Origin of the sequence: Herbiconiux aconitum (genome assembly GCF_024979235.1) — a bacterium.
GTDB lineage: Bacteria > Actinomycetota > Actinomycetes > Actinomycetales > Microbacteriaceae > Herbiconiux > Herbiconiux aconitum.
Genome location: NZ_JANLCM010000001.1, coordinates 102,787 through 127,669, shown reverse-complemented (window position 1 = coordinate 127,669; position 24,883 = coordinate 102,787). Strand labels below are relative to the sequence as shown.

General features: G+C 67.9%; 19 protein-coding genes. 10 read left to right on the top strand and 9 right to left on the bottom strand.

The window, feature by feature from the left end; translation table 11 throughout:
* The first annotated feature begins 5 nt into the window (after positions 1–5).
* The 3 genes from N1027_RS00585 to N1027_RS20040 are packed head-to-tail and all read left to right on the top strand — an operon-like array spanning position 6 to position 3,939.
* Positions 6–629 (top strand): dTDP-4-dehydrorhamnose 3,5-epimerase family protein, encoded by a 624-nt coding sequence (locus N1027_RS00585; RefSeq protein WP_259503896.1) that lies wholly within the window; start codon positions 6–8, stop codon positions 627–629.
* On the top strand, positions 629–1,504 hold the full coding sequence (rfbA, locus tag N1027_RS00580) for a glucose-1-phosphate thymidylyltransferase RfbA (RefSeq protein WP_259503894.1): 876 nt from the start codon (positions 629–631) through the stop codon (positions 1,502–1,504). Before N1027_RS00585 ends, rfbA begins: the two co-directional genes overlap by 1 nt.
* 50 nt (positions 1,505–1,554) lie before the next feature.
* Positions 1,555–3,939 carry a cell wall-binding repeat-containing protein gene (locus tag N1027_RS20040; protein WP_259503892.1) on the top strand — a complete coding sequence of 795 codons (2,385 nt, stop codon included), beginning with the start codon at positions 1,555–1,557 and terminating at the stop codon, positions 3,937–3,939.
* A gap of 3 nt (positions 3,940–3,942) precedes the next feature.
* Here the strand turns inward: N1027_RS20040 and N1027_RS00570 are convergent, their stop codons facing one another.
* From N1027_RS00570 to N1027_RS20035, 3 genes are all read right to left on the bottom strand, one after another.
* Positions 3,943–4,746, bottom strand: coding sequence for a glycosyltransferase family 2 protein (locus N1027_RS00570; RefSeq protein ID WP_259503891.1), 804 nt, complete (start codon positions 4,744–4,746; stop codon positions 3,943–3,945).
* Between the two features lies 1 nt (position 4,747).
* Positions 4,748–5,674: an NAD-dependent epimerase/dehydratase family protein gene (locus N1027_RS00565; protein ID WP_259503890.1), complete on the bottom strand. Its 927-nt coding sequence runs from the start codon at positions 5,672–5,674 to the stop codon at positions 4,748–4,750.
* An 82-nt stretch (positions 5,675–5,756) separates the two neighbouring features.
* The gene (locus N1027_RS20035; RefSeq protein WP_259503889.1) at positions 5,757–7,076 is read right to left on the bottom strand and encodes a glycosyltransferase family protein; all 1,320 of its coding nucleotides are present in this window, start codon (positions 7,074–7,076) and stop codon (positions 5,757–5,759) included.
* Positions 7,077–7,182: 106 nt separating this feature from the next.
* Here N1027_RS20035 and N1027_RS00555 point away from each other — a divergent pair, with 106 nt between their 5' ends.
* Positions 7,183–8,199 carry a glycosyltransferase family protein gene (locus N1027_RS00555; RefSeq protein ID WP_259503883.1) on the top strand — a complete coding sequence of 339 codons (1,017 nt, stop codon included), beginning with the start codon at positions 7,183–7,185 and terminating at the stop codon, positions 8,197–8,199.
* Here the strand turns inward: N1027_RS00555 and N1027_RS00550 are convergent.
* The 6 genes from N1027_RS00550 to N1027_RS00525 form a co-directional block, all read right to left on the bottom strand.
* A complete protein-coding gene (locus N1027_RS00550; RefSeq protein WP_259503880.1) occupies positions 8,196–9,059 on the bottom strand; it encodes a glycosyltransferase family 2 protein in 864 nt (287 codons plus the stop codon). The genes N1027_RS00555 and N1027_RS00550 overlap by 4 nt on opposite strands.
* A complete protein-coding gene (locus N1027_RS00545; RefSeq protein WP_259503878.1) occupies positions 9,056–10,225 on the bottom strand; it encodes a glycosyltransferase family 4 protein in 1,170 nt (389 codons plus the stop codon). The genes N1027_RS00550 and N1027_RS00545 overlap by 4 nt, the downstream gene beginning before the upstream one ends.
* A 58-nt stretch (positions 10,226–10,283) precedes the next feature.
* Positions 10,284–11,381, bottom strand: coding sequence for a glycosyltransferase (locus N1027_RS00540; RefSeq protein ID WP_259503876.1), 1,098 nt, complete (start codon positions 11,379–11,381; stop codon positions 10,284–10,286).
* A gap of 1 nt (position 11,382) precedes the next feature.
* On the bottom strand, positions 11,383–12,588 hold the full coding sequence (locus tag N1027_RS00535) for an ABC transporter ATP-binding protein (protein WP_259503871.1): 1,206 nt from the start codon (positions 12,586–12,588) through the stop codon (positions 11,383–11,385).
* A 3-nt stretch (positions 12,589–12,591) separates the two neighbouring features.
* Entirely contained in the window at positions 12,592–13,503 is a 912-nt protein-coding gene (locus N1027_RS00530) for an ABC transporter permease (protein WP_259503869.1), read from the bottom strand.
* A gap of 100 nt (positions 13,504–13,603) precedes the next feature.
* Positions 13,604–16,171, bottom strand: a complete 2,568-nt coding sequence (locus N1027_RS00525; RefSeq protein WP_259503868.1) for a glycosyltransferase — start codon at positions 16,169–16,171, stop codon at positions 13,604–13,606.
* Between the two features lie 63 nt (positions 16,172–16,234).
* Here N1027_RS00525 and N1027_RS00520 point away from each other — a divergent pair, with 63 nt between their 5' ends.
* From N1027_RS00520 to N1027_RS00495, 6 genes are all read left to right on the top strand, one after another.
* Positions 16,235–16,753 (top strand): hypothetical protein, encoded by a 519-nt coding sequence (locus N1027_RS00520; RefSeq protein ID WP_259503866.1) that lies wholly within the window; start codon positions 16,235–16,237, stop codon positions 16,751–16,753.
* An 81-nt stretch (positions 16,754–16,834) separates the two neighbouring features.
* Entirely contained in the window at positions 16,835–17,143 is a 309-nt protein-coding gene (locus N1027_RS00515; RefSeq protein ID WP_259503864.1) for a nucleotide exchange factor GrpE, read from the top strand.
* 5 nt (positions 17,144–17,148) lie between these two features.
* The gene (locus N1027_RS00510; RefSeq protein ID WP_259503862.1) at positions 17,149–17,958 is read left to right on the top strand and encodes a rhamnan synthesis F family protein; all 810 of its coding nucleotides are present in this window, start codon (positions 17,149–17,151) and stop codon (positions 17,956–17,958) included.
* A 5-nt stretch (positions 17,959–17,963) separates the two neighbouring features.
* Positions 17,964–20,006: a glycoside hydrolase family 99-like domain-containing protein gene (locus N1027_RS00505; RefSeq protein WP_259503861.1), complete on the top strand. Its 2,043-nt coding sequence runs from the start codon at positions 17,964–17,966 to the stop codon at positions 20,004–20,006.
* An 81-nt stretch (positions 20,007–20,087) separates the two neighbouring features.
* A complete protein-coding gene (locus N1027_RS00500) occupies positions 20,088–22,757 on the top strand; it encodes a hypothetical protein (RefSeq protein ID WP_259503860.1) in 2,670 nt (889 codons plus the stop codon).
* A gap of 41 nt (positions 22,758–22,798) precedes the next feature.
* A complete protein-coding gene (locus tag N1027_RS00495; RefSeq protein ID WP_259503858.1) occupies positions 22,799–24,862 on the top strand; it encodes an acyltransferase family protein in 2,064 nt (687 codons plus the stop codon).
* Positions 24,863–24,883: the final 21 nt, after the last annotated feature.

Below are 24,883 nucleotides of genomic sequence, written 5' to 3'. Positions count from 1 at the left end.
GGTGCGTGCAGATTCGCGAACTGAGCATTCCAGACAGCTATGAGATCACCCCGAAGCAGTTCGGCGACGACCGGGGTGTATTCCTCGAGTGGTATCGCTTCGACAAGCTCGCCGAAGAGATCGGTCACTCGATCGATCTCGCGCAGGCGAACACCTCGGTCTCGAAGAAGGGCGTGGTGCGCGGCATCCACTTCGCCGACATCCCGCCGAGCCAGGCGAAGTACGTCACCGCGACGCACGGCGCCGTTCTCGACTACGTGATCGACATCCGCGTGGGGTCACCGACCTTCGGCCAGTGGGACTCGGTGCTGCTCGACGACGTCGACCGCCGCGGCATCTATCTGGCTGAGGGCCTCGGCCATGCCTTCGTCGCGCTGACCGACGACGCCACTGTGAGCTACCTCGTCACCTCCACCTTCGCGGCGGATCGGGAGCACGGCATCAACCCGCTCGACCCGGAGGTCGCCCTGGAATTCCCCGAGGCCGCCGGCAACCTGCTGCTCTCGCCGAAGGACACCGACGCTCCGAGCCTCGCCGAGGCGGCCGCCTCCGGCCTCCTGCCGAGCTGGGACGAGGCTCGCGCTTTCTACGCCTCGCTCAACGAGAAGGCTCAGGGGGAAAAGCACTGATGCGCGGTATCATCCTGGCCGGTGGCTCCGGCACGCGCCTCTGGCCGATCACCAAGGGCATCTCCAAGCAGCTGATGCCCATCTACGACAAGCCGATGGTCTACTACCCCTTGTCGACCTTGATGATGGCCGACATCAACGAGGTGCTCATCATCACGACGCCGGAGTACAACGAGCAGTTCCGCGCACTGCTCGGCGACGGCAGCGAGCTCGGCATGCGGATCGAGTACGCCGTGCAGCCCTCGCCCGACGGCCTGGCGCAGGCCTTCATCATCGGCGAGGAGTTCATCGGCGACGAGAGTGTCGCGCTGGTGCTCGGCGACAACATCTTCCACGGTGTGGGTCTCGGCTCCTCGCTCCGCACCAACGGCGAGATCGAGGGCGCGCGCATCTTCGCGTACCACGTGGCCGAGCCCCGCGCCTACGGCGTGGTCGAGTTCGATGACGACTTCACCGCGGTGTCGATCGAGGAGAAGCCGGAGGTTCCCAAGTCGAACTACGCGGTTCCCGGCCTCTACTTCTACGACAACTCGGTGGTGGAGATCGCGAAGTCGATCGAGCCGAGCGCGCGTGGCGAGCTCGAGATCTCGACCGTCAACGAGCGCTACCTCGAGCGCGGCGACCTGCACGTGCAGGTGCTCGATCGAGGCACCGCCTGGCTCGACACCGGAACCTTCGAGTCGATGATGCAGGCCTCCGAATACGTGCGGGTGATCGAAGACCGCCAGGGCTTCAAGATCGGCTGCATCGAGGAGATCGCCTGGCGCGCCGGCTGGATCGACACCGAGCAGCTCGCGAAACTCGCGAAGCCGCTGGTGAAGAGCGGGTACGGCGCGTACCTCGAGACGCTGATCGCTGCCACCGACCCGGCCTGAGTCGCGAGTCGTAGCGGAGGCGCGCACGGAACTGCACCTACCGTGAGAGAGTGCCAGCCACCTTTCTCCGTCGTCGTCGCCGCCTGAGCCTGCATGCAGGGTTGATCGTCGTGAGCGCGGCGCTGATCGCGAGTTCCACCCTGAGTGGGGCGGCGGTCGCGGCCCCGCGGGATGACACGCCGCCGGTCGAGGAGATCGACGCCGGTCAGCTGCCCACGATGTCGAGTTACTCGGGCGAACAGTTCATAGGCGAGGCGGAGGAGCTCCCGGCCGAACTGGTCGACGCCGTGGAGCGCGATCTGGGGGAGACGCCGGAGGACTACCTGGCCCGCTCGCAGGCCGCAGTTGATGCCGCCGCCGTCGTCGAAGCCCTGACGGCGAACGGGATGGACGTGCTGGGCTCCCGACTCGACGGCACGCAGCTTGTCGTCAACGTCGGCAGCGACGAAGACGCGTCGCTGATCCAATCGCTCGGCGCCGTGGCGGAACGCGGCGAACCCGAGGTGCCCGACTACTCGACGGCGACCCTCGATCCTCTCGCCGACCTGATCGGCGGCCAAGGCTTCCAGTTCCTCGCCCAGGGCACCACCTACGTGTGCACCGCCGGGTTCACGGGGCGCTACAAGCCGTATCCGCTCGAGCAGTTCATCACCTCGGGGCACTGCATCGAGTCCGATCACGCCTCCGGCACCTACTACTACGAGTCGAAGCAGGCCGGCGCCGGCTCCTCGCCGTCGCGCGGCGGGATCATCGGTGCGCCGATCGCCGATCAATACAAATACGGCGGCGGCTCCGACGTCGGGGCGGTCGCGGTTTCGTCGTCGTGGAGCTCGAAGCCGCTGGTCTCCACCTGGGGCGGGGGTACCGGCGCGCTCACGCAGGGCACCCCGGTGACCGTGCGCGACCTCACCTCCGGCGTGGTCGGGTCGCCGCTCTGCAAATCAGGCCGCACCACCGGCTGGACCTGCGGCACGATCCTCGTGGTCAACGAATCGTTCCCGCTCTACAACCACGAGGGCACCCCGCAATACGTGAATCTCACGCTGACGGATGTCTGCATGCTGCCCGGTGACAGCGGCTCAGCTGCGCTGATCGGCAACGCGGCGTTCGGCCTCGGCTCGGCCGGTGACTTTTCGGGCACCTGCTCTTCTCAGCCGAACGCCATCAGCGCATTCTTCCCGCTGCTCACCACCGACGGAACGCCGAGCATCACGAAGACGCTGCCGAATTGGGAGCTCGGCGTGGCCCTGGAGTCGCCGAGCTACGTGCGGCCCTCTTTCGTGGGCGACGCCATAAGCGGCACGCTCGCCTTCGCGGGCCCGCGGCACCGGGTGATCGTCACCATCGACGGCACCGCGTACAGCGCAACGCCCAACGCGGCCGGAAAATGGTCGGTGCCGATCCCGACGGCTGCCCGCACGGGCAAGCACACCTTCACCGTGCAATCGAAGTGGGGCGACGTCACGTTCTCGCCGACCGCGACCGACAGCTACGAGCTGCTGCCCACCCGGCCCGCCGTCGAACGGATCAGCGGCGCGAACCGGTACGACGTCGCAGTGACCGTGTCGCAGCGCGCCTACCCGGCCGCCGCATCCGTCGTCTACGTGGCGAACGGTGGCAACTACCCGGATGCGCTGAGCGCCGCACCGGCCGCGGTCAAGCAGGGCGGCCCGCTGTTGCTGACGCCCACCGACCAGTTGCTCCCGGCCGTCTCCGCGGAGATCTCGCGGCTCAAGCCAGCGAAGATCGTCGTGGTAGGCGGGGCGAATTCGATCTCCGAACCCGTGGTCGCGGCGCTGCGGGCGCTCGTGCCCGATGTCGCCCGCATCGAGGGCGCCGACCGCTACGAGGTCTCGCGCGCCGTCGCGCTCGCGGCGTTCGGCACCGGCGCGGGCGGGGCGCCCGCCACCGTGGCGAGCGGCTACCTGGCGACTGGCACGAACTTCCCCGACGCGCTCTCCGCCAGCTCGGCTGCGGGGTCGAAGAAGGTGCCCGTGGTCTTGGCCTACGGGCCCGGGTCGGCCGCCGACGCCGCTACGCTCGACCTGTTCCGCACCCTCGGCACCACGAAGATCACCATCGCCGGCGGCCCGAACTCGGTGTCGGCCGGGGTGCAGTCCTCGCTCGGCACCGTCGCATCCGTCACCCGGCTGGCCGGCGCCGATCGCTTCGCGGCCTCGCTGACCATCAACCGAGCCACCTACAACACGAGCGGCACGATCTACCTCGCCACCGGCTTCAACTTTCCGGATGCGCTGGCCGGCGGTGTGCTGGCCGGCAAGTCGAGCGCCCCGCTCTACGTGGTGCCCACCGATTGTGTGCCGCGCGGCGTGATCGCCGACATCGCGTCACTGAAGGCCACAAAGGTGGTGCTTCTCGGCGGCCCGAACTCGCTGAACGACTCGGTCGCCGCCCTCTCTGCTTGCGGCTGGTGAGGGTCAGGGGCGCTTGGCGGCGAGGTAGCGAAAGAATTCGCGTTTGAGGTCGCCGAGCGCCCAGTGCTGGTTGGTGTCGGCCAACACGAACTCGATCTCCACCGGGAGCTTCGCCAGCGTGTAGCCCCGCGACTTCGCGAACCAGGTGAACCAGAGGTCGTCGAGCAGCCAATAGCGCTGCGGCAGCTCGGTGAAGAAGGCGTCGTCGAGAAAGAGCTCCGAGCCGCAGATCATGCCGCCCGGGCCCAGATGGTCGACCGGGCCGCCGACCACGGCGGGCTCGCGGTGGAAGTAGTCGTCGGATTGCACGGTGAACGCCCACCACCCGTGCGCGACGCGCGGCTCATGCACGGCGAGGGCCGTGGCCACGAAACTCGACTCGATGTTCTCGTCGTCGTCGATGACGACGATCGGCCGCTCGCTCGCCTTCGCGAGGGCCCGTGCCCAGTAGAAGCGCGCGATCGACCCGAGGTTGTAGGGTGTCTTCACGATCCGCACCTCGCGGAGTGCTCCGCCTGCCGATGGCTGGAAGCCGCGCAGCGTTTCGATGTAGTAGTCGTGGTCGAGCCTGTTGTTGTTCCAGAGGTAGAGGGTCACCGACGGTGTTCCCTCCTGGGCATCGAGCAGGCGCAGCATGTCGGCGAGCCGCTCCCGGCGGTTCCAGAGGCACATCAGCACGGCCACGGTGGCGCCTTCGCCCGGCCGGTACACGAAGTCGGTCGAGCGGAATCGACCGTTCAGGAGCCGTCGCCGGATGACCGCTTTCGCGGTGGATTCGACGACCGCAGGCAGCCTCGGGCGGGCCATTTCAGCGCGACCGCATCCACGCGATCGTCGTTGCGAGTCCTTCTGCGAGCGACACGGGCCTCAGCTCGGGGAACAGCTGCGCGAGCAGGGCCCCCTCGGCCTGGGAGTGCAGAACGTCGCCGACCCGCGCGGGCGTGAACTCGACATCGACCGTCTGCCCGAGCGCGCCCTCGATCATGGTGATGAGTTCGAGCAGGCTCGTGCGCACACCGAATCCCAGGTCGACCGGGCTGTCGAACGACACCCTGCGGAGCACCGCGTCTGCGATGGTCTCGCAGACCGAATCGACGAAGGTGAAGTCCCGTGACTGCTCGCCCGTGCCATGCACGAGCAGCGTTCGGCCGGCGACCGCCGCCTCGAGAAACGCCGGCACGACCGCCGGGTAGGAGGAAGCGGCGTGCTGCAACGGCCCGAACACGTTGAAGAAGCGGAAGGCCAGCACGGGCAGACCATAGACGCGCTGCCAGGTGAGCGCATACGACTCCGCCGCGAGCTTGGTCACGGCATAGGGGCTCTCGGTGCGCGGCAGCATGCTCTCCCGGGTGGGAAGCCGGGGGTCGCCGCCATAGACCGACGACGACGAGGCAAGCACCACGTGCACCCCGCCCCCGTGTCTCGCAGCCTCGAGCACGTTGAGCGTTCCGGTGACGTTCACCTCGTGCACGTGAAGGGGATTCTGTACCGACTCCTGCACCGAGGCGATCGCGGCGAGGTGCACGACGGCGTCGGCCCCGGCCACGACCTCGTCGAGCGCGACCCGGTCGAGTACCGTGCCCTCGATGACGGTGACGGGCAGGCCCGAGAGCCTCGCCCGGTCGCTGCCGGAGAAGTCGTCGAAGACGATGATCTCGTTATCGCCCGAACGTGACAGCACACGGCTCAGGTTGGTGCCGATGAAACCGGCGCCCCCGGTGATGACGATGCGCACGGTCACCAGCTTTCGGATTCGGGAAGGGTCCGCGCGCAGCGATCCGTCAGTCGTTCATGAATTTCACTCATAGTATGTCAGGTCACCGAGACCAGTCGCTGAGAATCGTCCGCACGCGGGCGGGTGCGCGGTTCGCCGCGTCGAGAGTCTTCCGCACCGCGACTTCTGCACGCATAATCCGGCGGTCCCGGAAGGCTTCGAGCTCGACCGCCGCGGTATGTGCGAGAGCCGTCTGCTCGTCGAGGCGCACGGATGCCGCAACGAGTTCTTCTTCGAGCTGCTCGACGCGTTTTACAGCACTTTCGAGTTCGATCTGCCGCTGATCGGAGATTGTCGAGGAGAAGATCTGCTGGGCGCGCTCCGCGGCCATCCAACGGAACAGTTCGGGCCTCGGGCCGCGTGCGGCCGCGAACGCGACCGCCGCGCGGATGAGCGGATCGGTCTCGGCGGCGCGCACCTCGAAGGTGTGTCGTGCCGTCACGACGTCTTGCAGGCCGTCGAGGAGCGCCTGGTACTGCTCGGGGTCGCTGGTGAGTCTGCGCACCTGCTCGATCAGGTCGGCGGCACTGTCGTAGCTCGGCACCGACTCGAGGCCGAGCTCCGCCAGCCCGTCGCGCACGTTCGTGATCGGCAAGGCGCCGGCCGAGATGGATTCGAACAACCGGCTGTTCTGATTGCCGTAGATCTTTGCCTGATCGATCAGATCGTCGATCACGATCCGGCTGCGCCGGTAGGCGTCGGGCAGGCCGAAGTAGCTGACTGCCCCCGCGTGCACCGCGTGCGGGATGGACTGGTCGGGATGGCGTGCCCCGAACATCGTCACGTCGACGCGGGCGGCCAACTCTCCCAGCACGGAGTCGATCTGCCGGGCGTTGCCCCAGCTGTTGACACTGGTCGCGACCGTCATCTCGACCGGATCGTCACCCGAGGCGAACAGCTCGGCGTCGGCGGCGATCGGCACCACATCGACCGGTCGGCCGTAGGCGGCGGCAAGTCTTTCGGCAGCGGCGGAGGAGGATGCCCACACGGCGTCGAACTGCCCCAGATAGGGGAGTTCGGCCCACGCGTCGGTCCAGTTGCGCGCCCACGCGATCCGCGCCGTGCTCTCAGGCATCAGCCCGGGCACGAAGTGCTCCAACATCGAGACCACGACGTCGACGTCGTCGTCCATGTCGTTGCCCCACTGCGACATCGGCCAGAGCCCGACGCCCCAGCCCAGCCGGGACAGGTACTTGGCCAGGCCCAGCGCCACGTAGACGTCACCCTTGCCTTCGCTCAGCCGATCCGTCGACACGCTGAACAGGATGCGCCCGTTCGGTCCGCGGGAATGAAGGCCCGCGACGATCTCCTCGTAGAGAGCACGTTGCGTCTCGTCGACAGCAGGTCGGCGTTCGATCTCCACCGGAGAGCGCTCCTTTCGACGCACCTCGGGACGGGCACGAACACCCAGCTTATCCGTCACACGGGTAGGATTTCCTGATGCCCACCGTCGTCGTCCCCCGAGCCCGATGAGCGGGCTCCCGCGGAGGGCGGCGGCGCTCGCCCTCCGGCGCCTGCGACGACGCTGGTCGTTGGCCACCGGGCGCCCCCGTCTGCAGTGGGCCATCAAGATCTCGGCCCCCGAGGGGTCGACGGGCGATGTCTGGGGCGACGTGTACTTCGCGCACGATCTCGCGGTCTCGCTTCGGGCGCTCGGACAGCGCGTGCGCATCGATCGGCTGGGGCAGCACGGGCGCACCGGGGGCCGGTTCTCCGACGACGTCGTGATTCACCTGGTCGGTCTCCATGATCCGGTGCCCCAGGATGGCGCCGTCAACCTGATCTGGGTGATCAGCCACCCTGAACTGGTGACCGACCAGGTTCTCGGCCGTCGCTGGAACGGCCGGTACGCGGCGAGCCTGAGCTGGGCTGCAGAGCATTCGGCTCCGGACCGTGCCGTTGCGGGACTGCTGCAGGCGACCGACCCGCATCGATTCGCGCCCGACGGCCCACGCGACGCCGATCTCGAAGCCGACGTGCTCTTCGTGGGCAAGACCCGCGAGGTCTATCGGCCGATCGTGCGCGACGCGATCGAGGCCGGTGCCGATCTCCAGATCTACGGCGACGGCTGGGAAGCGTTCATCGACCCCCGCTACGTGCGCGCCGACTTCCTCGCGAACGAACGCGTGCCGGCCGCCTATCGTTCCGCCCGGATCGTGTTGAACGACCATTGGGCCGATATGGCCGACGAGGGCTTCGTGTCCAATCGCCTGTTCGACGCCGTTGCCGTCGGTGCCCGCGTCGTCTCCGACGACGTCAGCGGCCTGCCGGAGGAGTTCGGCTCCTCGGTGCAGGTCTACCGCTCGCCCGACGAGCTGCACGCGCTACTCGACCCGGCCGCGACGGTCTGGCCCGACGCTGCAGCCCGGCGTCGTGCGGCCGGGGCCGTCGCTCAGGCGCACTCGTTCGACGCCCGTGCCCGTCGGCTGTTGCGGGACGTGCTCGTCGCCCGGGCCTCCCGGCACCGCGCACGGCGTGACACTTAGCGGCGTTTGGCGATCCAGGCGCGAAGCGTGAGCCCGGCCGAGAGCGCCCAGCGCACCGGTGCGAGCAGTGGACCGGTGTACTTGCGATTGAGGAACCTCTTCGCGCTCTCGTGATGGGCGTCGAGCATCCGGGCCGACTCCGTCGTGGTCGAGTGCGCACCGGTGTGCAGCACCTCGGCCGAGGGCTCGTAGACGTTGCGCCAGCCGGCTTTGCCGAAGCGGTAGCCGAGGTCGACGTCTTCGAAGTACATGAAGTAGTCGGTGTCGAAGCCGTCGAGAGCTCGAAAGGCGCTGCGTCGCACCAGAAGACAGGCACCCGAGAGCCAGCCTGCATCCCGCCGCACGACCTGCTCACCGGTCTGGTTGCGATAACGCCTGGTCCACGGGTTGGTGGGCCAGATCGTGCCGAACACCGCGTGGCCCACGCCGCTCCGGAGTGAAGGCACCGACCGCGCCGACGGGTAGGTGGAGCCGTCGACGGCGCGGATGCGCGGCCCGACCGCTGCGATGTCGTCCTCAGCCTCGATCGCGGCTTGCATCCGATCGAGGCTCTCTGCGCCGAGCACCACGTCGGGGTTGCTGATCAGCACGAACTCGACCGTCTCGGGCAACGTTCCGACGACCGTGTTGATGGCGTGGCCGTAGCCGAGGTTGCCGGTCATCGGCCGATAGACGCCACCGTATTCCGCGATCACTCGCTCGAGCTCGCCGCGCGCCGGTGACTCCGGTTTGTTGTCGGCGATGTACACGGTCACCGGACCGGTCGAGGCCGCCGCGACCGACCCCAGGAACGCGGGCATCACTGCGAGGGAGTCGTAGCTGACGGTCACGATGACCGTGCGTGAGGGGATGTCCGTCATGCGAGCGCCGTCCCCGCAGCACGGTAAGCCTCGAGATGCGCGTTCGCGCAGGCCTCCCACGTGAACTCGCCCGCCCGTGACTCGGCCCGCTCGCCGAGGTCGGCCCGCTGTGCCCGATCGGCGATCAACGCACCGAGGGCCGACGCGAGGTGCTCCGCGTCCGGCTCTGTGTAGGCGACGCAGTCTCCGCCCACTTCGGGGATCGACAAGCGCCGAGTGGTCAGCACCGCGGCGCCGCAGGCCATCGCCTCCAGCACCGGCAGTCCGAAGCCCTCGCCGAGGCTCGGGTAGGCCACCACGGTGGCGCCGCCGAGGAAGGCCGGCAGGTCGCGCACGGGCAGGTATCCCGCCTCGATCACGCCGTCGCCCGGAGTGGCGGAATCGAGGAGGGCGATCGCGTCGTCGTCCCAGCCGCGGGCGCCGGAGATCACGAGCGGCGGCACCGGCACGACGGCATCGCCCGGTGTCGACGCGGCCGCTCGCGCCGTGAGGGCGCGGTGGGCCCGGATGAGCCCGCCGACGTTCTTGCGAGGCTCGATGGTGCCGAGGAAGGCGATCCAGCCGAGCTCAGGGCGGAGCCCGTGCCGGGCAGCGAACCGCGCGGTCTCCGACGCCTCGACGGGGTGGAACAGCGAGCGGTCGACTCCGAGGTAGGCCACGACGATCTCAGCCCGCCGCACCCGGGTGTGCCGGCGCATCTCCTCGGCAGTGGCGCGGCTCGGCGTCACCAGGGCGTCGGCATGGGCGGCAGCCCGCCGCATCCAGAATCGGAAGAACACGCCCTTCAGCCTCGAATGCACCCCGGCGTCGGAGAAGAAGGTGGCGTCGTGCACGGTCACGATGCGCTTCGCCCGCGTGACCAGCGGATGCGTGTAGTGCGGCGAGTGAATCGCCGTCGCCCCGAGCCGGCGGGCAAGGCGTGGCAAGCCCCGTTGCTCCCAGGCGAAGCGCAGTACACGATTGCCCACGTACGCCGGGCTCGCGTGGTACTCGTGCCCGGGAGCGGTGGTACGCAGCCGCTCGACGTCGACGGGTTTGGCCACCACGTGCACCGAGATGCCGAGTTCGTCGAAGCCGCCCAGCACTCCCTGGATGTATCGAGCGACACCGCCCCAGGCCGGGGGGAGCGAGGTGGCGTCGAACAGCAGCGGTATCCGAGAGGTCATCGGGTAGCTTTCCGTGGGGTGGTCCGACAAACATTCAGCATAGCGACGGGTCGCTCGGTCATCCCGCGACCAGGAGGCGAGCCACTTCGGCACGCGAAACGCTCGCCGAGCGGTCGACCCGACGGCGCTCGGCCAGGGCAGCGGGAAGTCCCTTGAGCGCTGCCGAGAGCGAGCGGAGGCGTCTTCTGGCGACGTGGCGGGCAGCAGATCGCGATGCGGGGGTGCGTGCGGTGGCGGCCGAGATCACGGCCCGCGCCGTCCCTGCACCGGTGCGGGCCAGCGCGCGGGCGACGACAGCGGAGGGCGCGGTCATGGCGCTCACGAGCACGCGGTTGCGCTCGTTGTAGAAGCGGAAGAGGTCGCTGCCGGTGCCGCTCGAGGCCGCGTGGGCGTGCTCCACCTCGGCGCCCGAGGCGTAACGCACGGTCCAGCCGGCTCGGCGCAGCCGCCAGGAGAGTTCGGTGTCCTCGTAGTACATGAAGAGGCTCTCGTCGAACAGGCCCACCTCTTCGAGAGCGGTGGCACGCAAGAGGGCTGCCCCACCCGAGAAGCCGAACACCTCGCCCGAAGGCCGTGCCGTGGCATCCGCGGGTCGTAGCCAGTCACGGTCTCGCCCGTTACCGGAGAGGGTCATCTCATTTCCGGTGCTGTTGACCAGAGGCGAGCCGGCGGGGTCGGCCCGCCAGAGCGAGCCGTCGTGCCCGCGGAGCAGTGCGCCGGCGCCGGCGCCGGCCCGGGCGCTCGTGTCGACCCGCGAGAAGCGTCCGGCGAGGAGAATGCGCCCGGTCACGGCGCCGACGCGCGGAGCGGAATCCATCTCGTCGATCAGCGCAGCTACGAAACCCGGTCGCACGACGGCGTCATTGTTCAGCAGGAGGTAGAAGTCCGCCGTGGCCGAGCGGATGGCCGCGTTCACACCTGACCCGAAGCCTCCGTTGGTGGGGGTCTCGACCACCCGGTGCTGCGGATGCCGCGAGCGGAGCAGCTCGGCCGACCCGTCGCCCGAGGCGTTGTCGACGATCACCACGCGCAGCTCGATACCGAGATCGTCGCCGGAAGCGGACCGCCCCACCTGCTCTTCGAGCGAGGTGACGGCAGCCGAGGTCAGCTCGGGCTGACGCCAGTTGACGACGATCGCGCTGACGGTGCGGGGCACGTCAGGCTCCGAGGTCGCGCATCTCTGGTTCGGCGTGCAGGACTCCGACGGCCAGAGGGTAGTACGGCACCTCGAACGTGGCGTTCTGCACCGCGTCGTGCAAGTGGCGCTTCTCCTTGTCCATCAGCGACGTGTTGATGAAGTAGCGACCCGTGCCGAACTGGGCGTTCTTGATGACGAACTCGATGGTGCGCGGCGAGGTGAGGCGGGGCAGATGCACGTTTTCGAACCGTGGCGACGCGGTGCCGTAAACGGCCGTTCCCATCGTGCTGTCGATCTGCACGGCGGCGATCCAGTCGTCGATCCCGGTCGGGTGCTCGAAGGTGGCGCGGATGATGATGTCGTCGCCGGGGTGGATGTCGTCGCCGACCTCGCGTCCTCGGGCGAACACGACCGTCTCGACGACGCGTCCCTCCTGCACCGGCTCGTGCGCCTTCTCCGCCTTCGCCGTCACTTCGTCGACCCGGCGCTCCTCGAGGATGTCGCGGAAGTCGCGCACCGCCTCGTGGGGCACTCCGTCGAACATGACCTGGCCCTTCGAGAGCAGCACCGCGCGGTCGCACAGCTCGGTGACCTGCCCGAGCGAGTGAGTGACGAGCACGATCGTGCGGCCCTCCGCCTGGAAGGAACGGATCTTGTCGAGGCACTTGCGCTGGAAGGCCTCGTCGCCCACGGCGAGCACCTCGTCGACGAGCAGCAGATCGGGGTCGACGTGCACCGCCACCGCGAAGGCGAGCCGCACGTACATGCCCGAGGAGTAGAACTTCACCTGGGTGTCGATGAAGTCTTTGATGCCCGAGAACTCCACGATGTCGTCGAAGTAGAGGTCGGTCTGGCGGCGCGAGAGGCCGAGGATCGAGGCGTTGAGGTAGACGTTCTCGCGGCCCGTGAGGTCTTGGTGGAATCCGGCGCCGAGTTCGAGCAGGGCGGCGAGGCGCCCGCGGCGCTGCACCGATCCGGAGGTGGGCTGGATGATGCCGCCGATGGTCTTCAGCAGCGTCGACTTACCCGACCCGTTGGGCCCGATCAGCCCGATTGTCGACCCGGATTCGATCTCCAGCGAGACGTTCTTCAGCGCCCAGAAATCTTCTTTGAACTGCTTCGAGCGGCCGGCGTTGACCAGGCGCTCCTTGAGGCTCTTCTCCTTGCGGATGATGAAGCGCTTCGAGACGTCGTTGATTTCGACGACGGGGACGTGACTGGCCACGGATCACAGCTCCTGTGCGAAGTCGCCCTGAAGGCGGCTGAAGATTCGTTGCGCCCCGAGCAGGGCGATGATTCCGATAGCGAGCGCGATGAGCATCCGCACGGCGAGATGCGGCAGCGGCACGCCGTTGGAGGCCTCCGACCAGAAGGCTTCCTGGAACCCGAGCACGGCGAGCGTGATCGGGGAGTTGACGTAGATCTCGAGCAGCCAGCCGGGCAGCACCGCTGCCGCCTGCTGCCAGGAGTAGAGGATGGGCGAAGCCCACATGAGCAGCAGCAGCACCACCTCTACGAGGTACTGGATGTCGCGCAGGTACACGTTCAGCGCAGCGAGCAGGATGCCCACGGCGGTGCCCCAGACCAGCACGAGCACGAGCGCGCCCAGCCCGAACAGCAGCTGCGGACCAAAGGTGAGCGTGCCCACAGCGATCGAGGCGATCAAGAGGATCACCAGCTGCACGGCGAAGTTGAACAGGGCGGAGCCCACCGCCGCGAGCGGGAAGATCTCCCGTGGCAGATACACCTTCTTCACGAGCCCGGCGTTCGCGATGATCGAACCCGTGCCGGAGCCGACGATCTCGCTGAACAGCGTGTAGACGGTCAGTCCGGCGAAGATGTAGATGGCGAAGTTCTCGATGCCGCGGGCGGCTCCGAGGAACTGGCCGATCACCAGGTAGTAGATGAACAGCTGCGTGAGCGGCTTCGCGAGACTCCACAGGAATCCACCCGCGCTGTCTTTGTAGCGCGACTTCAGCTCGCGTTTGGTGAGCAGCCCGAGCAGCTGCCGGTGCGCCCAGATCTCACGGAACGACGCGATGGTTCCGGTGACACCGGTTCCGCTCGCTCCGGCGTGCTGCCACGGTTCGCTGAGAAGGCGGGTCGACCTCTCGGCCGGGGACTCCAGGGAGTCAGCCATGATCACGGCCTCCAAGCCACTTGGTCGGGCAGCGGAAATCTGCCGGGATAGACAATACATGACGGTTCCGGCCGGGCCTCCCAGGCTCGGCCAGGGTCGCTCAGCCTTTCGTGGCGCGAGCGTGCTGCAGGCGGGAGCGGATCTTGCCGCCGAGCGACGAGAGGCCGCCGCTCGTGAGGTAGTGCCGGGCGAGGGCGATGTCGCGGCGCACGCCGTGCCGGCGGGTCGAGATGGCCTGGAACTTCTCCTCGGCCGTCACCGGCCGGCCGCGGCGGCCGGCGCCGGCGACATCGAGCGGCGACGACAGCGAACCCAGCACCCGGTCGGCGGCCGGATGCGGGTCGCGGCAGAACTCCACCAGCGGCCGGAGCGTCTCCTCCCAGGTGAAGCGCTCTCGCACCCGGGCGACCGCCTGCTGTGCGGCCTCTCGTTCGGGCGCGTCGTAGAGCATCCGTTCGAGCGCGTCGGCCAGAGCGTCGACGTCGCGTTCGGGCACCGAGACGCCGAGGCCTTCCTTCTCCACCAGGTCGCCGAAGCTGTCGCCTTCGGTCGTGACGATCGGCAGGCCCGCCCAGAGGTAATCGAGGATGCGCGTGCGGAACGAGAAGGTGGTCTCGATGTGGTCGAAGTGGGTGCTCACGCCGACGTCGGCTTCGAGCAAGTAGTTCTGGCGGTCGTCGAGGTCGACCCATGACTCGTTGAAGAACACGTTCGTGTCGGTGAGGCCGAGGTCGGCGGCGAGCTGCCGGGTTTTCTGCACCACCGCCATCTCGGGCACATCCGGGTTCGGATGCGCGGTGCCCATGAAGAACAGCCGCACGTCGGGGCGCCGCTCGGCGAGCTGCCCGACGGCGCGCACGAGGGTGAGCGTGTCGAACCAGTTGTAGATGCCGCCGCCCCAGATGATGACCTTGTCGCTCTTGCCGATGCCGGGCACCACGCCGCGGATGGCGTCGCGGGTGTGTCTCGGGGGAGTGGAGTCGAGGCCGAAGGGCGCGATGGAGATGAGTTCGTCGAGCGAGTCGTCGGCGGCGTAGTTCGCCGGGTTGATGCGGCCTAGAGCGGCGAGCTGACCGAGCCAGAACAGCCGCTGGCGCTCGGAGGCGCAGAGGAAGAAGTCGGCGCGCGCCAACTGGGCGTTCAGCACCTCGGTGGCCGAGCGCACGATGTTCGTCCAGCGTTCGGTGCCGAACTCGCGGCCCTGTTCGAGCTGCTCGAGGTGCATCGGGTCGTAGATGTCGGCCACCACGATCTTCTGCGACTTCTGCAGGGTGGTGAAGTGGTGCAGCGCGTAACCCTGGAAGAAGATGACGTCGGCCCACTCCTCGTGAACGCGCATCTGCCGCTCGTTCTGGAGCTGCACGTGCTCCACCTCGAAACGATCCGAACGCCGGTTCGCGGCGTTCCAGGTGACCAGGCGCACGTCGTGCTCTGCGCTCAGGGCCTCGCTGATCTTCCAGGCGCGGAGGCCGGGCCCGGCCATCTTCTCGCCGAGCGAGTCGCCCGTGATCACGAGGATGTGCCGTCGGTCGGTCGACGACTCGATGTCGAAGGCATCCACCACCGCGCGGAAGCCGGCGAGGTAGGAGGAGCCGCCGAGCAACGGGTGGATCATGTTGCCGAAGAGGCGGAACAGCTCGGCATCCGTGCGCCGCCGTCGTGACTGGATGTCGTCGCGGGTGACGCTCAGCGACTCCAGGTCTTCGACGAACTGGTCGAGCGCGAAGAGGCCGGCCAGCGACTCCTTCGCGATCGGCGTGGTCTCGTCGAACTCGCCGTCGGCCGCTTGATCGAAGCGGCGGATGTCGAACAGCTGCGAGTCGAGGTCGCTCTTCGCGACCGCGCGGCGGGCCAGCAAGGCCATGGCGCCCGGCAGGAACCGGGCGAGGTTCTCGGGCGAGAGGTTCTTGTAGAGGGTGGCGAGAGCGTTGCGCTCGAGCAGGTAGCTCTCGCGGTAGGGCCCGAAGCTGCGCATCGAGGCGTGGTGACGGTGGTAGACCACGGATGCCGGTGCGAACCGCACCCGGTAGCCGAGGAGGTTGAGGCGCCAGCCGAGATCGACGTCTTCGTAGAACATGAAGTAGCGCTCGTCGAATCCGCCTACCTCGGCGAATACGGAGGCCCGCACGAACAGGGCCGATCCGGTGCCGTAAAGGATGTCGCGCGGGGCCGAGAACCGCTCGTCGTCGGGCTCGTTCTCGTGGTCTTTGTAGCCCATGCCGAACCAGCTGAGGCTGCCGCCGACGAAGTCGACCACCTTGCCGTCCCAGTCGAGCACCTTGCTGCCGACAGCGGCGATGGCGGGGCTCGTATCGAACTCCGCGACGGCACCGCGGATCCACGACGGGTCGGGCTTCGCGTCGCTGTTCAGGAAGGCGACGAACTCGCCCCGGGCGAGCGACGCGCCGAGGTTGCTGCCGCCCGCGAAGCCGAGGTTCTCGGGCGACTCGACCACCCGCACACGGCCGTCGCCGCGGAAGGCCTCGGTGAGCCGGGCCAGGCTGTCGTCGCCCGATCCGTTCTCCACCACCACGACGTCGAGGTTCGCAGCGGGCCAGTCGACCTCGCCCAGCTGACGGACGCATTCGATCGTGTCGTCGGCGCCACGGAAGTTGACGATCACCACCGAGACGACACCGGACTCTGCCTTCGGAGCGGGAATCTTCATCCGATCAGCCTATCGTCGGTGGGTCAGCGGGCATCCGGAGACATCCTCCCTAGGATCGGACCCATGGCTCGTACGTCCTTCTTCCGCGTGTCCGTCAGCAGTGCGATCGCCCTGGCGGCGGTGCTCGGGATGTCGGGCTGCATCGGCGCCGCCGGCTCGCCGACCCCCACCGCCACGGTGCCGAGCCCCACGCCGACGGTGCAGCCCACCATCACTCCGACGCCGACCAACACCGGCGTGGTGCCGAACCCGACACCGACTCCCACGCCGACCACCCCGGCCGTGAAGACGGTGTCGGTGCAGATCCTCAACTCCTCCTTCGACCCGTCGACCGGCGCCATCGCGGTGGCGGGCATGGTGACCGACCTGGTGAGCTCGACCGGCACCTGCACTGCGACCGCCAGCCAAGACGGGCAGTCGGTCTCGGCCGAAGCAGCCGGAATGGCGGATGCCGCGGTCACCTATTGCTCCGGACTTTCCCTCGCCCTGCCGGCCGGTTCGACCGGCAGCTGGACGGTGGAGCTCGTCTTCACCGACGAAGGCCACTCGGGCTCGGCCCAGATCCCGGTCGACGTCAGCTGAGCGCTCGCTAGGCCCCCTCGCAGGCGGCGCGGGCCGAACCTGGCTACCATTGACACGTTTCCCCTGTCGAAAGCAGCAGCCATGAGCTCACGTCTCTCACCAACAGGCAACGGCGCCACAGATCCTTCTGCGCCCTCCGGCGACCCTTCGGCCCCGGCCCTGTCGGCGAACGAGCTGCGCGAAATGCGCCTCGAGATCGCTGCGCTGCGCTCGCAGCTGGCCCGGCGCAACGCCGAGGTCGAGGAATACCGCAAGCGGCTGGTGGCAAGTCGCAACCAGTGCGAGCGTTACAGCTCCCAGCTGAAGGCGCTGCGCGGATCGACGTCCTGGTCGATCACCCGACCGCTCCGGATGCGTCGGCGCAAGTCCCTCAACAACGGCTGGACCTGATGCGCGTGTCTCCGAGCATCTTGGAGAAGGTGCTGCCGCGGGCCGTCATCGAAAGCACTCGCACGACGCTGCCGGCGACCGATCGGGTCGCCGTGGTCGCCAGTTACGGTCCGACCGCGCAGGTCTCCCTCTCGCTGTCCTGGATGGTTGCGCGCCTCGAAGAGGTGGGATACGCGGTCGTCGTAGTGCGCGCCTCCGACGACACCCGGCCGCTCGACTGGTCGCGGGGGCCGGCGAACGAGGCCATCGTGATCCGCAAGCCGAACGTCGGCTACGACTTCGGATCGTGGGCCACGGGCCTGGAGATGTTCCCGGAGATCCGGTCGAAGCCCTACGTCATCATCACCAACGACTCCCTGGTCGGGCCGTTCTCGAGCCTCGCACCGATGGTGGAGGACTTCGAGGGCTCCTACTTCGACGTCTGGGGCGGAACATGGACGGCGCAGTACATGCCGCACCTGCAGAGCTTCCTCCTCGGCTTCCGTGACGGAGTGCTGAACGATCCCACTCTGAAGCACTTCTGGCAGAACCTGCCGGAGCAGTCGTCGAAGTTCGACATCATCGACAAATACGAGCTCGGGCTCAACCGGCTCCTGCACGGCGAGGGTTTCGTGACCGGTGCCTGGTTCGATTACGACCTGGTGGTGCACTACACGCAGAACCCCACCATCCTGGGCTGGCGCGGCTTGCTCGACCTCGGTTTTCCCTTCGTGAAGCGGGAACTCGTGACCAACCCCAGTATTGTTGCTGATGGTTCCGAGGTCCCCACCGTCGTTCAGGAGAAGTTCGGGATCAACCCGACGGACTGGCTCTGAGGGCAATGAGAAAGATCACCATCGGTGGCGTGAAGCGCCGAACGGGCCGCGTGCTCGAGCGCGCGGGCAACAAGCTCGCGACCCCGCCGGCGCGTGTCGTGGCCGACGACTTCCCGGCCAGCTTCGGCGTCTGGGCGGCGAATCGCACCAATCGGCTGAAGGCCCTCTACCCGGGGGAGTGGAAGAAGCAGTTCACGGCGAAGCCCACCACCTCGCGCATCGCGGTGGTCGTGCACGTCTACTACGTCGACCTGCTGCCGCAGATCGTCGAATCGCTCGCAGCATTGCCCGTGCAGTTCGACCTCATCGTCACCAACTCCTCCGGCGAGCCCCTCGAGATCGACATGAACACGATGCCCAACCTCGACCGCCTGCAGGTGTTCGATATCGCGAACCACGGCCGAGACATCCTGCCCCTCGTCTCGGTGGTGAACGCCGGTCTGCTCGACGACTACGAACTCGTGTTCAAGGTGCACACCAAGAAGAGCGCGTGGCGCGAAGGGCATACCGAGCTGAGCGGCTCGGGCGAACAGTGGCGGGAGAGCTTCTTCAGCGAGCTCGTCGGCTCGGTCGAGAACGTGACCCGGGTGCTCGACGAGTTCGCCTCCGATCCGTCGCTCGGCATCCTCACCTCGGCGGGCAACGTGCTCGGGCCGGAGTTCTGGGGTGGCGACCTCGACATCGTGGGTGCGCTGCTGCGACGCATCCAGCTCGACCTCGACGAAGACGGCCTGCGCTTCGCCGCCGGCTCGATCTACTGGGTGCGCGGATTCGTGCTGCAGGGCCTCCGCGCGTTCGAGCTGTCGGCCTCCGACTTCGACGAGGAGTGGGGCCAGGTCGACGCGACCACCGCGCACGCGATCGAGCGGGTGCTGGGCATCGTCGCCGGGGAAGCCGGCTACGACGTGCGCGACACGACGTCGCTGACTGCTGAGGCCGCGGTCGCCGGCGCTCACGAGCGCTATCGGCCCGACGTCGAGACGACGCCGCGGGCCCGGGTGATCCCGTTCTACCTGCCGCAGTACCACACCTTCCCCGAGAACGACGAGTGGTGGGAGAAGGGCTTCACCGAGTGGTCGAACGTCGCCGCCGGCACTCCGCTGTATCCCGGGCACATCCAGCCGCTGCTGCCGAGCGAACTGGGGTTCTACGACCTCCGTACCCCGGGAGTGCGCGACGCGCAGTACGACCTCGCCGCCTCGATGGGCATCGAGGGCTTCATGTACTACTACTACTGGTTCGCGGGCAAGAAGCTCATGGACATGCCGATCGAAGACCTCGCGGCGGGTTCGGCCGACCAGAAGTTCTGCATCATGTGGGCGAACGAGAACTGGACGAGGCGCTGGGACGGCAGTGAGAAGAACATCCTGATCGCCCAGGACTACGAGCGGGTCTCGGCGAAGCAGTTCATCCACGACGTGCTGCACCTGATCACCGATCCGCGGTACATCCGGATCGATGACAAGCCGGTGATCGCGGTCTACCGCATCACGCAGATCCCCGACCACGTCGAGGTGATCGCTCATTGGCGCGAGGTCGCGGCGGAGGCCGGGCTCCCCGGCCTCACGGTGCTGACGGTCGACGTGGGCACCTCGATGCAGGGCGTCGAGGGCGAGCTGGCCGCGCACGGCCTCGACGCCTACCTCGAGTTCGCCCCGCACAACATGTTCTGGGGCGCTCTTCCGCGCGAGAACCGCGGTCTCGACGAGCGGTTCAAGGGCAACCTGCTGAGCTACAACGCCATGGCAGAGCATGCCGAGCACCGTCTGAACACCGAGCCGCCGGCGCACCGCTACCCGGGCGTGATGGTGAACTTCGACAACACGGCCCGCCGGCAGTGGCAGCCCGACATGTGGTACGGGTCGAACCCGTATACGTTCCGACGCTGGCTGAACACCACCGTCTCCTCGGTCATGGAGCGCGACCGCGACGAGCGGGTGGTGTTCGTGAACGCCTGGAACGAATGGGCGGAGGGCGCCATCCTCGAGCCCTCGCAGCGCTACGGCCGCACCTATCTCCTCGCGGTGAAAGACGTGCTCTACCGCTAGTCGCCGCCGACACGCCACGACACAGCGAGTCCCCAGCGTTCGTGCCCCTCCTCTTACTATGGACGGGTGAGGGGATACACGATGACGCGCAGCTCCACCCGACGAGGTGTTCTCGCCGCCCTGTTGAGCGCCGTGCTCGCCGTGAGTGGTTTGACGGTGTTCGCCGCGCCTGCGGCGGCTGCCCCGGCCGCTGCTCCGCTCGCCGCTCCAGCTGCCGCCCCCGCAGCGACCTCACCGCAGGCTGCGGCTGTTCCCGCGGCCACCGCCTCCGACTTCGACCCCGGCAACATCATCAGCGACGCCAACTTCTTCAACGGCAACGCGATGTCGGCCGGGGCCGTGCAGAACTTCCTCAACGCCCAGGTGCCGAGCTGTCGCGCCGGTTACACCTGCCTGAAGGACTACAGGCAGTCGACCTGGACCAGGCCCGGCGACGCGATGTGCAACAGCTACTCCGGCGGCGCCAACGAATCGGCCGCCACGATCATCGCCAAGGTGGGGCAGGCCTGCAACGTGAGCCAGGCCGTGCTGGTGGTGCTGCTGCAGAAGGAGCAGTCGCTCATCACCGACTCCTGGCCGAGTGCCAGCCAGTACACCTCGGCCACCGGCTTCGCGTGCCCCGACACCGCCCCGTGCGACGCCGAGTACTCAGGGTTCTACAACCAGGTCTACAAGGCCGCCTGGCAGTACAAGCGCTACTCGAACCCGCCCGGCACCTCGGCGTTCTTCAACTGGTTCCCGGTTGGCAAGTACTCCGCCGTGCGCTATCACCCGAATGCCGCCTGTGGCTCCTCGCCGGTGCTGATCAAGAACCAGGCGACGGCGGGTCTGTACTACTACACGCCCTACCAGCCCAACGCTGTGGCCATGTCGAACGTCTACGGCGCCCAGACCGACGGCTGCTCCTCCTACGGCAACCGCAACTTCTGGCGGCTGTACTCCGACTGGTTCGGCGACCCGCGCGGCGCGAACAACCCGCACGGCGCCTTCGACACGGCGGTGCCCGTGGCCGGCGGTGTGCAGGTCACCGGATGGGCGGTCGAGCCGACCTCGACGAACCCGGTGGGCATCACCGTGACGGTCGACGGCCAGGCCACCTCGATGGTCGCCGACGTGCGCCTCGATTGGATTCCTGCGCTCTACCCGAACATCGGTGTCAATCACGGGTTCAGCGGCATCGTCAACGCCCTCCCGGGCAGCCGCACGGTGTGCGTCTCGAAAGCCAGCGGAACCGACCTCGGCTGCAAGACCGTCGTCGTGCCCGCGAAGACCGCGGCCGGCTACCTCGACACCGCTGAAGGTGTCGTCGGTGGCGTGCACATCGCCGGCTGGTCGCTCAACAAGGCCAGCGCCGCCAAGACGTACATCTGGGTCGACATCGACGGCAAGGGTCAGCTCTTCCCGGTCGACCTCAAGCTCAACTGGACCCCGGGGCTCTACCCCAACACGGGCAACACGCACGGTTACGACCGGGTGGTGCCGGCGAGTCCCGGCGCCCACAAGGTCTGCGTCTACGGCTACGACTCCGTGCTGCTGGGCTGTAAGACCGCCTATGTTCCGGCGAACGAGACCGGAACGGTGGAGAGTGCCACCGGTGTCCTCGGCGGCATCAAGGTCAGCGGCTGGTCGCTCGACAAGCGCACCACCGCCTCCACCTACGTGTGGGTGAACGTCGACGGCTCGGGCAGCGCCCTCTACGCCGGAGCCAACTCCGAAGCGGCGGCGGCGGCTTGGCCCTCTGCAGGCAAGAAGCACGGCTTCTCCGGCACCTTCGCGGCGAAACCCGGCCCCCATACGGTCTGTGTCACCGGCACGGTCGAGAACACTTCCTACGGCTGCCGCACCGTGACGGTGCCGAACAACGAGGTCGGCTCCTTCGACACCGCCACCGGAGTGCTGGGCGGCATCAACGTGGCGGGCTGGTCGCTCGACCAGACCAAATCCGAATCGACCTACGTGTGGGTGACGGTGGACGGCGCCGGCAGCCCCCTCTACGCGGGCGCCAAGCTGAACTGGATCGAAGCACAGTATCCGGGCAAGGGCCCCAACCACGGATTCACGGGCTTCCTCAAAGCCTCGGCCGGCAAGCACACCGTCTGCGTGTGGGGAACGAAGGAAAATGTCTCCTACGGCTGCAAGAGCGTCACCGTGCCCTCCAGCGGTGCGGCTTCGTGGGACACGCTGACCGCATCCGAGCGCACGATCTCGGTCACCGGATGGGCGGTCGACCGACTGTCGAAAGACGTCAAGTTCGTCTGGGTGAACGTGGACGGCTCGGGTCAGCCCTACCCGGCCTCGAAGTCGCTCGACTGGATCGACCCCTACTTCCCGGGTGTCGGCAAGCAGCACGGGTTCAGCCTCAACATCCCGGCCACTGGGGGCAAGCACACCGTCTGCATCGTCGCGACCTTCGACAATCAGGATCTCGGTTGCCGTGAGGTAGTCGTGCCTTCCAACGGCGCGGCGAGCATCGACTCGGTCACCGGCGTGAAGGGCGGCGTGCGCCTCACCGGTTGGGCGGTCGATCGCACGTCGACTGCGACCCAGTACATCTGGGTCGACATCGACGGAAAGTCCGGGCCGATAGCGGCGACCGGGCGGCTGGACTGGATCGAGTCGCTCTTTCCCGGCGTCGGCCCGAACCACGGCGTCGATTCCGTGGTTCCGGCGTCCTCCGGCAGCCACCGGGTCTGCACTTGGCTGACCTACGACAACCGCAGTCTGGGGTGCACCACCGTCGTCGTGCCCTGACCACGAGCTCTCAGCCTCCAGCGGCTACGATCGAACCCATTGTGGTGAAATCAGGGGGCGTTCGGCGCGCGGGTTTCCGTGGCGACATCCAGGCGCTACGGGCCTTCGCTGTGCTCGCGGTGCTGCTCTACCACCTCTGGCCCACCCGGCTCACCGGTGGCTTCGTGGGCGTCGACGTCTTCTTCGTGATCAGCGGCTTCCTGATCACCGGTGCGCTGGTTCGGGAGGCCGGCTCCACCGGGGAGATCGGGCTGGCGCGGTTCTGGGCGCGCCGCGCTCGGCGGCTACTGCCGGCCGCACTGACCGTGCTCCTGGCCGTGACCGTCGCGACCCTGCTCTGGGTGCCCCAGAACCTCTGGCAGCAGTTCTTCGGCGAGGTCGTGGCGTCGACCCTCTACGTCGAAAACTGGCTCCTGGCAGCGAACTCCGTCGACTACCTGGCGGCCAACAACATCGCCTCCCCGGTACAGCACTTCTGGACCCTCTCGGTGGAGGAGCAGTTCTACATCGCCGTCCCCCTGCTGATGATCGCCCTCCTCGCTGTGGGGCGACGGATGCGCGGAAGACGCTCCGCCCGTCGTCTCTTGCTCGGCGGTCTGCTGGCCATCACCCTGGCGAGTTTCGCCTACTCGCTCTACCTCACCGCGGTCAGCGCCCCCACCGCCTACTTCGTCACCACGACCCGTGCCTGGGAGTTCGGCGCGGGCGCCCTGCTGGTGTTCCTTCCGGCGGCGCGAGCCGGGATCGCCGCCCGGGCCGCCTTCTTCGGAGGCTCCGCGATGCTCGTGGCCACCGTGGTGCTGCTGACCGCCGCTGTGCCCTTCCCCGGGGCCGTGGCAGCCATCCCGGTGGTCGCGACCGTTCTCGTGCTCTGGGGCGGGGCTGCGAACGGGGCGCGCACCAGAGCCCTCACGGATTTCGCGCCGGTGCAGTTCGTCGGCGGCGCCTCCTACTCGATGTACCTCTGGCACTGGCCCTTGATCGTGTTGCTGCCGTTCGTGACCGCCGAGGCGCTCACGACGGTGCAGAAGTTCGGCATCATCGCCGCGACGGTGCTGCTCGCCTGGCTGTCGACCCGCTTCATCGAGAATCCGGTGCGGTTCTCCACCCGCCTGCTCGGCGGCGGCAGGACGTCGCGGACGGTGTTCGCGTGGGCCGCGGCCGGCATGGCGGTCGTCGTCGTCGCATCCGGTGCGGGCCTCGGTTATGCCGGAGTGCAGGCTGCGCGGGCGCAGGAGGCTGCCCTCCCGGTGGTCGAGCGCTATGCCGACTGCCTCGGTGCGATGAGCGAGCTGAACGACTGCACCGGGGTGGTGCCGGCCGACGTGCTCGTTCCCGACCCCGCGCAGGCGGCTGGCGACGACGTCAACTCCACCGAGTGCTGGTCGGGCCTCACCGACTCCGCGTTCAACATCTGCGGGTTCGGGCCCGAAGACGCACCAGTGCGGATCGCGGCGATCGGAGACTCCCACAACAACAGGCTCCTCACCACCTACCAGGCGATCGCCGCCGAGACGGGGTGGCGCATCGACGTCGCCGGCCACAACGGTTGCTACTGGACGACGGCGGTGCAGCAGAAGCCGAGCAACGACATGGTCGAGGCCTGCGAGAACTGGAAGGTCGGACTCACCGACTATCTCGCGGGACACCCGCCCTATGACGCCATAGTGGTCACCAACGCGCGCAACGGTCTGCCGCCCATCGTCGAGCCGGGTGAGGATGTCGGCGATGCCACGGTCGCAGGACTCGTCGCCGCCTGGGCCCCGGAGATTGCGCGAGGCACCCGGATCATCGCGCTGCGTGACAACCCCACGATGCGCTCCGACATCGTGAGTTGTGTCACCAGCTACCGGACGGAAGCCGACGCGCACTGCGCTTCGCCGGCAACCGAGGCGCTCGGTGCTCGGGACCCGCTGATGGAGGCCGCCGCGACCTCGGGCACGCAGGTGATCGACCTGAGCGATCTCTATTGCCCCGGAGGCATCTGCGAACCGGTCATCGGAAACGTCGTCGTCTACGCCGACGAGGGACACCTGACGGTGACCTTCGCCCGCACCTTGCAGTCGGCCTTGCAGTCCCGACTCCAGGCCGCCCTGACGGGATGACCGCGACCGGGGCTGCTGAGC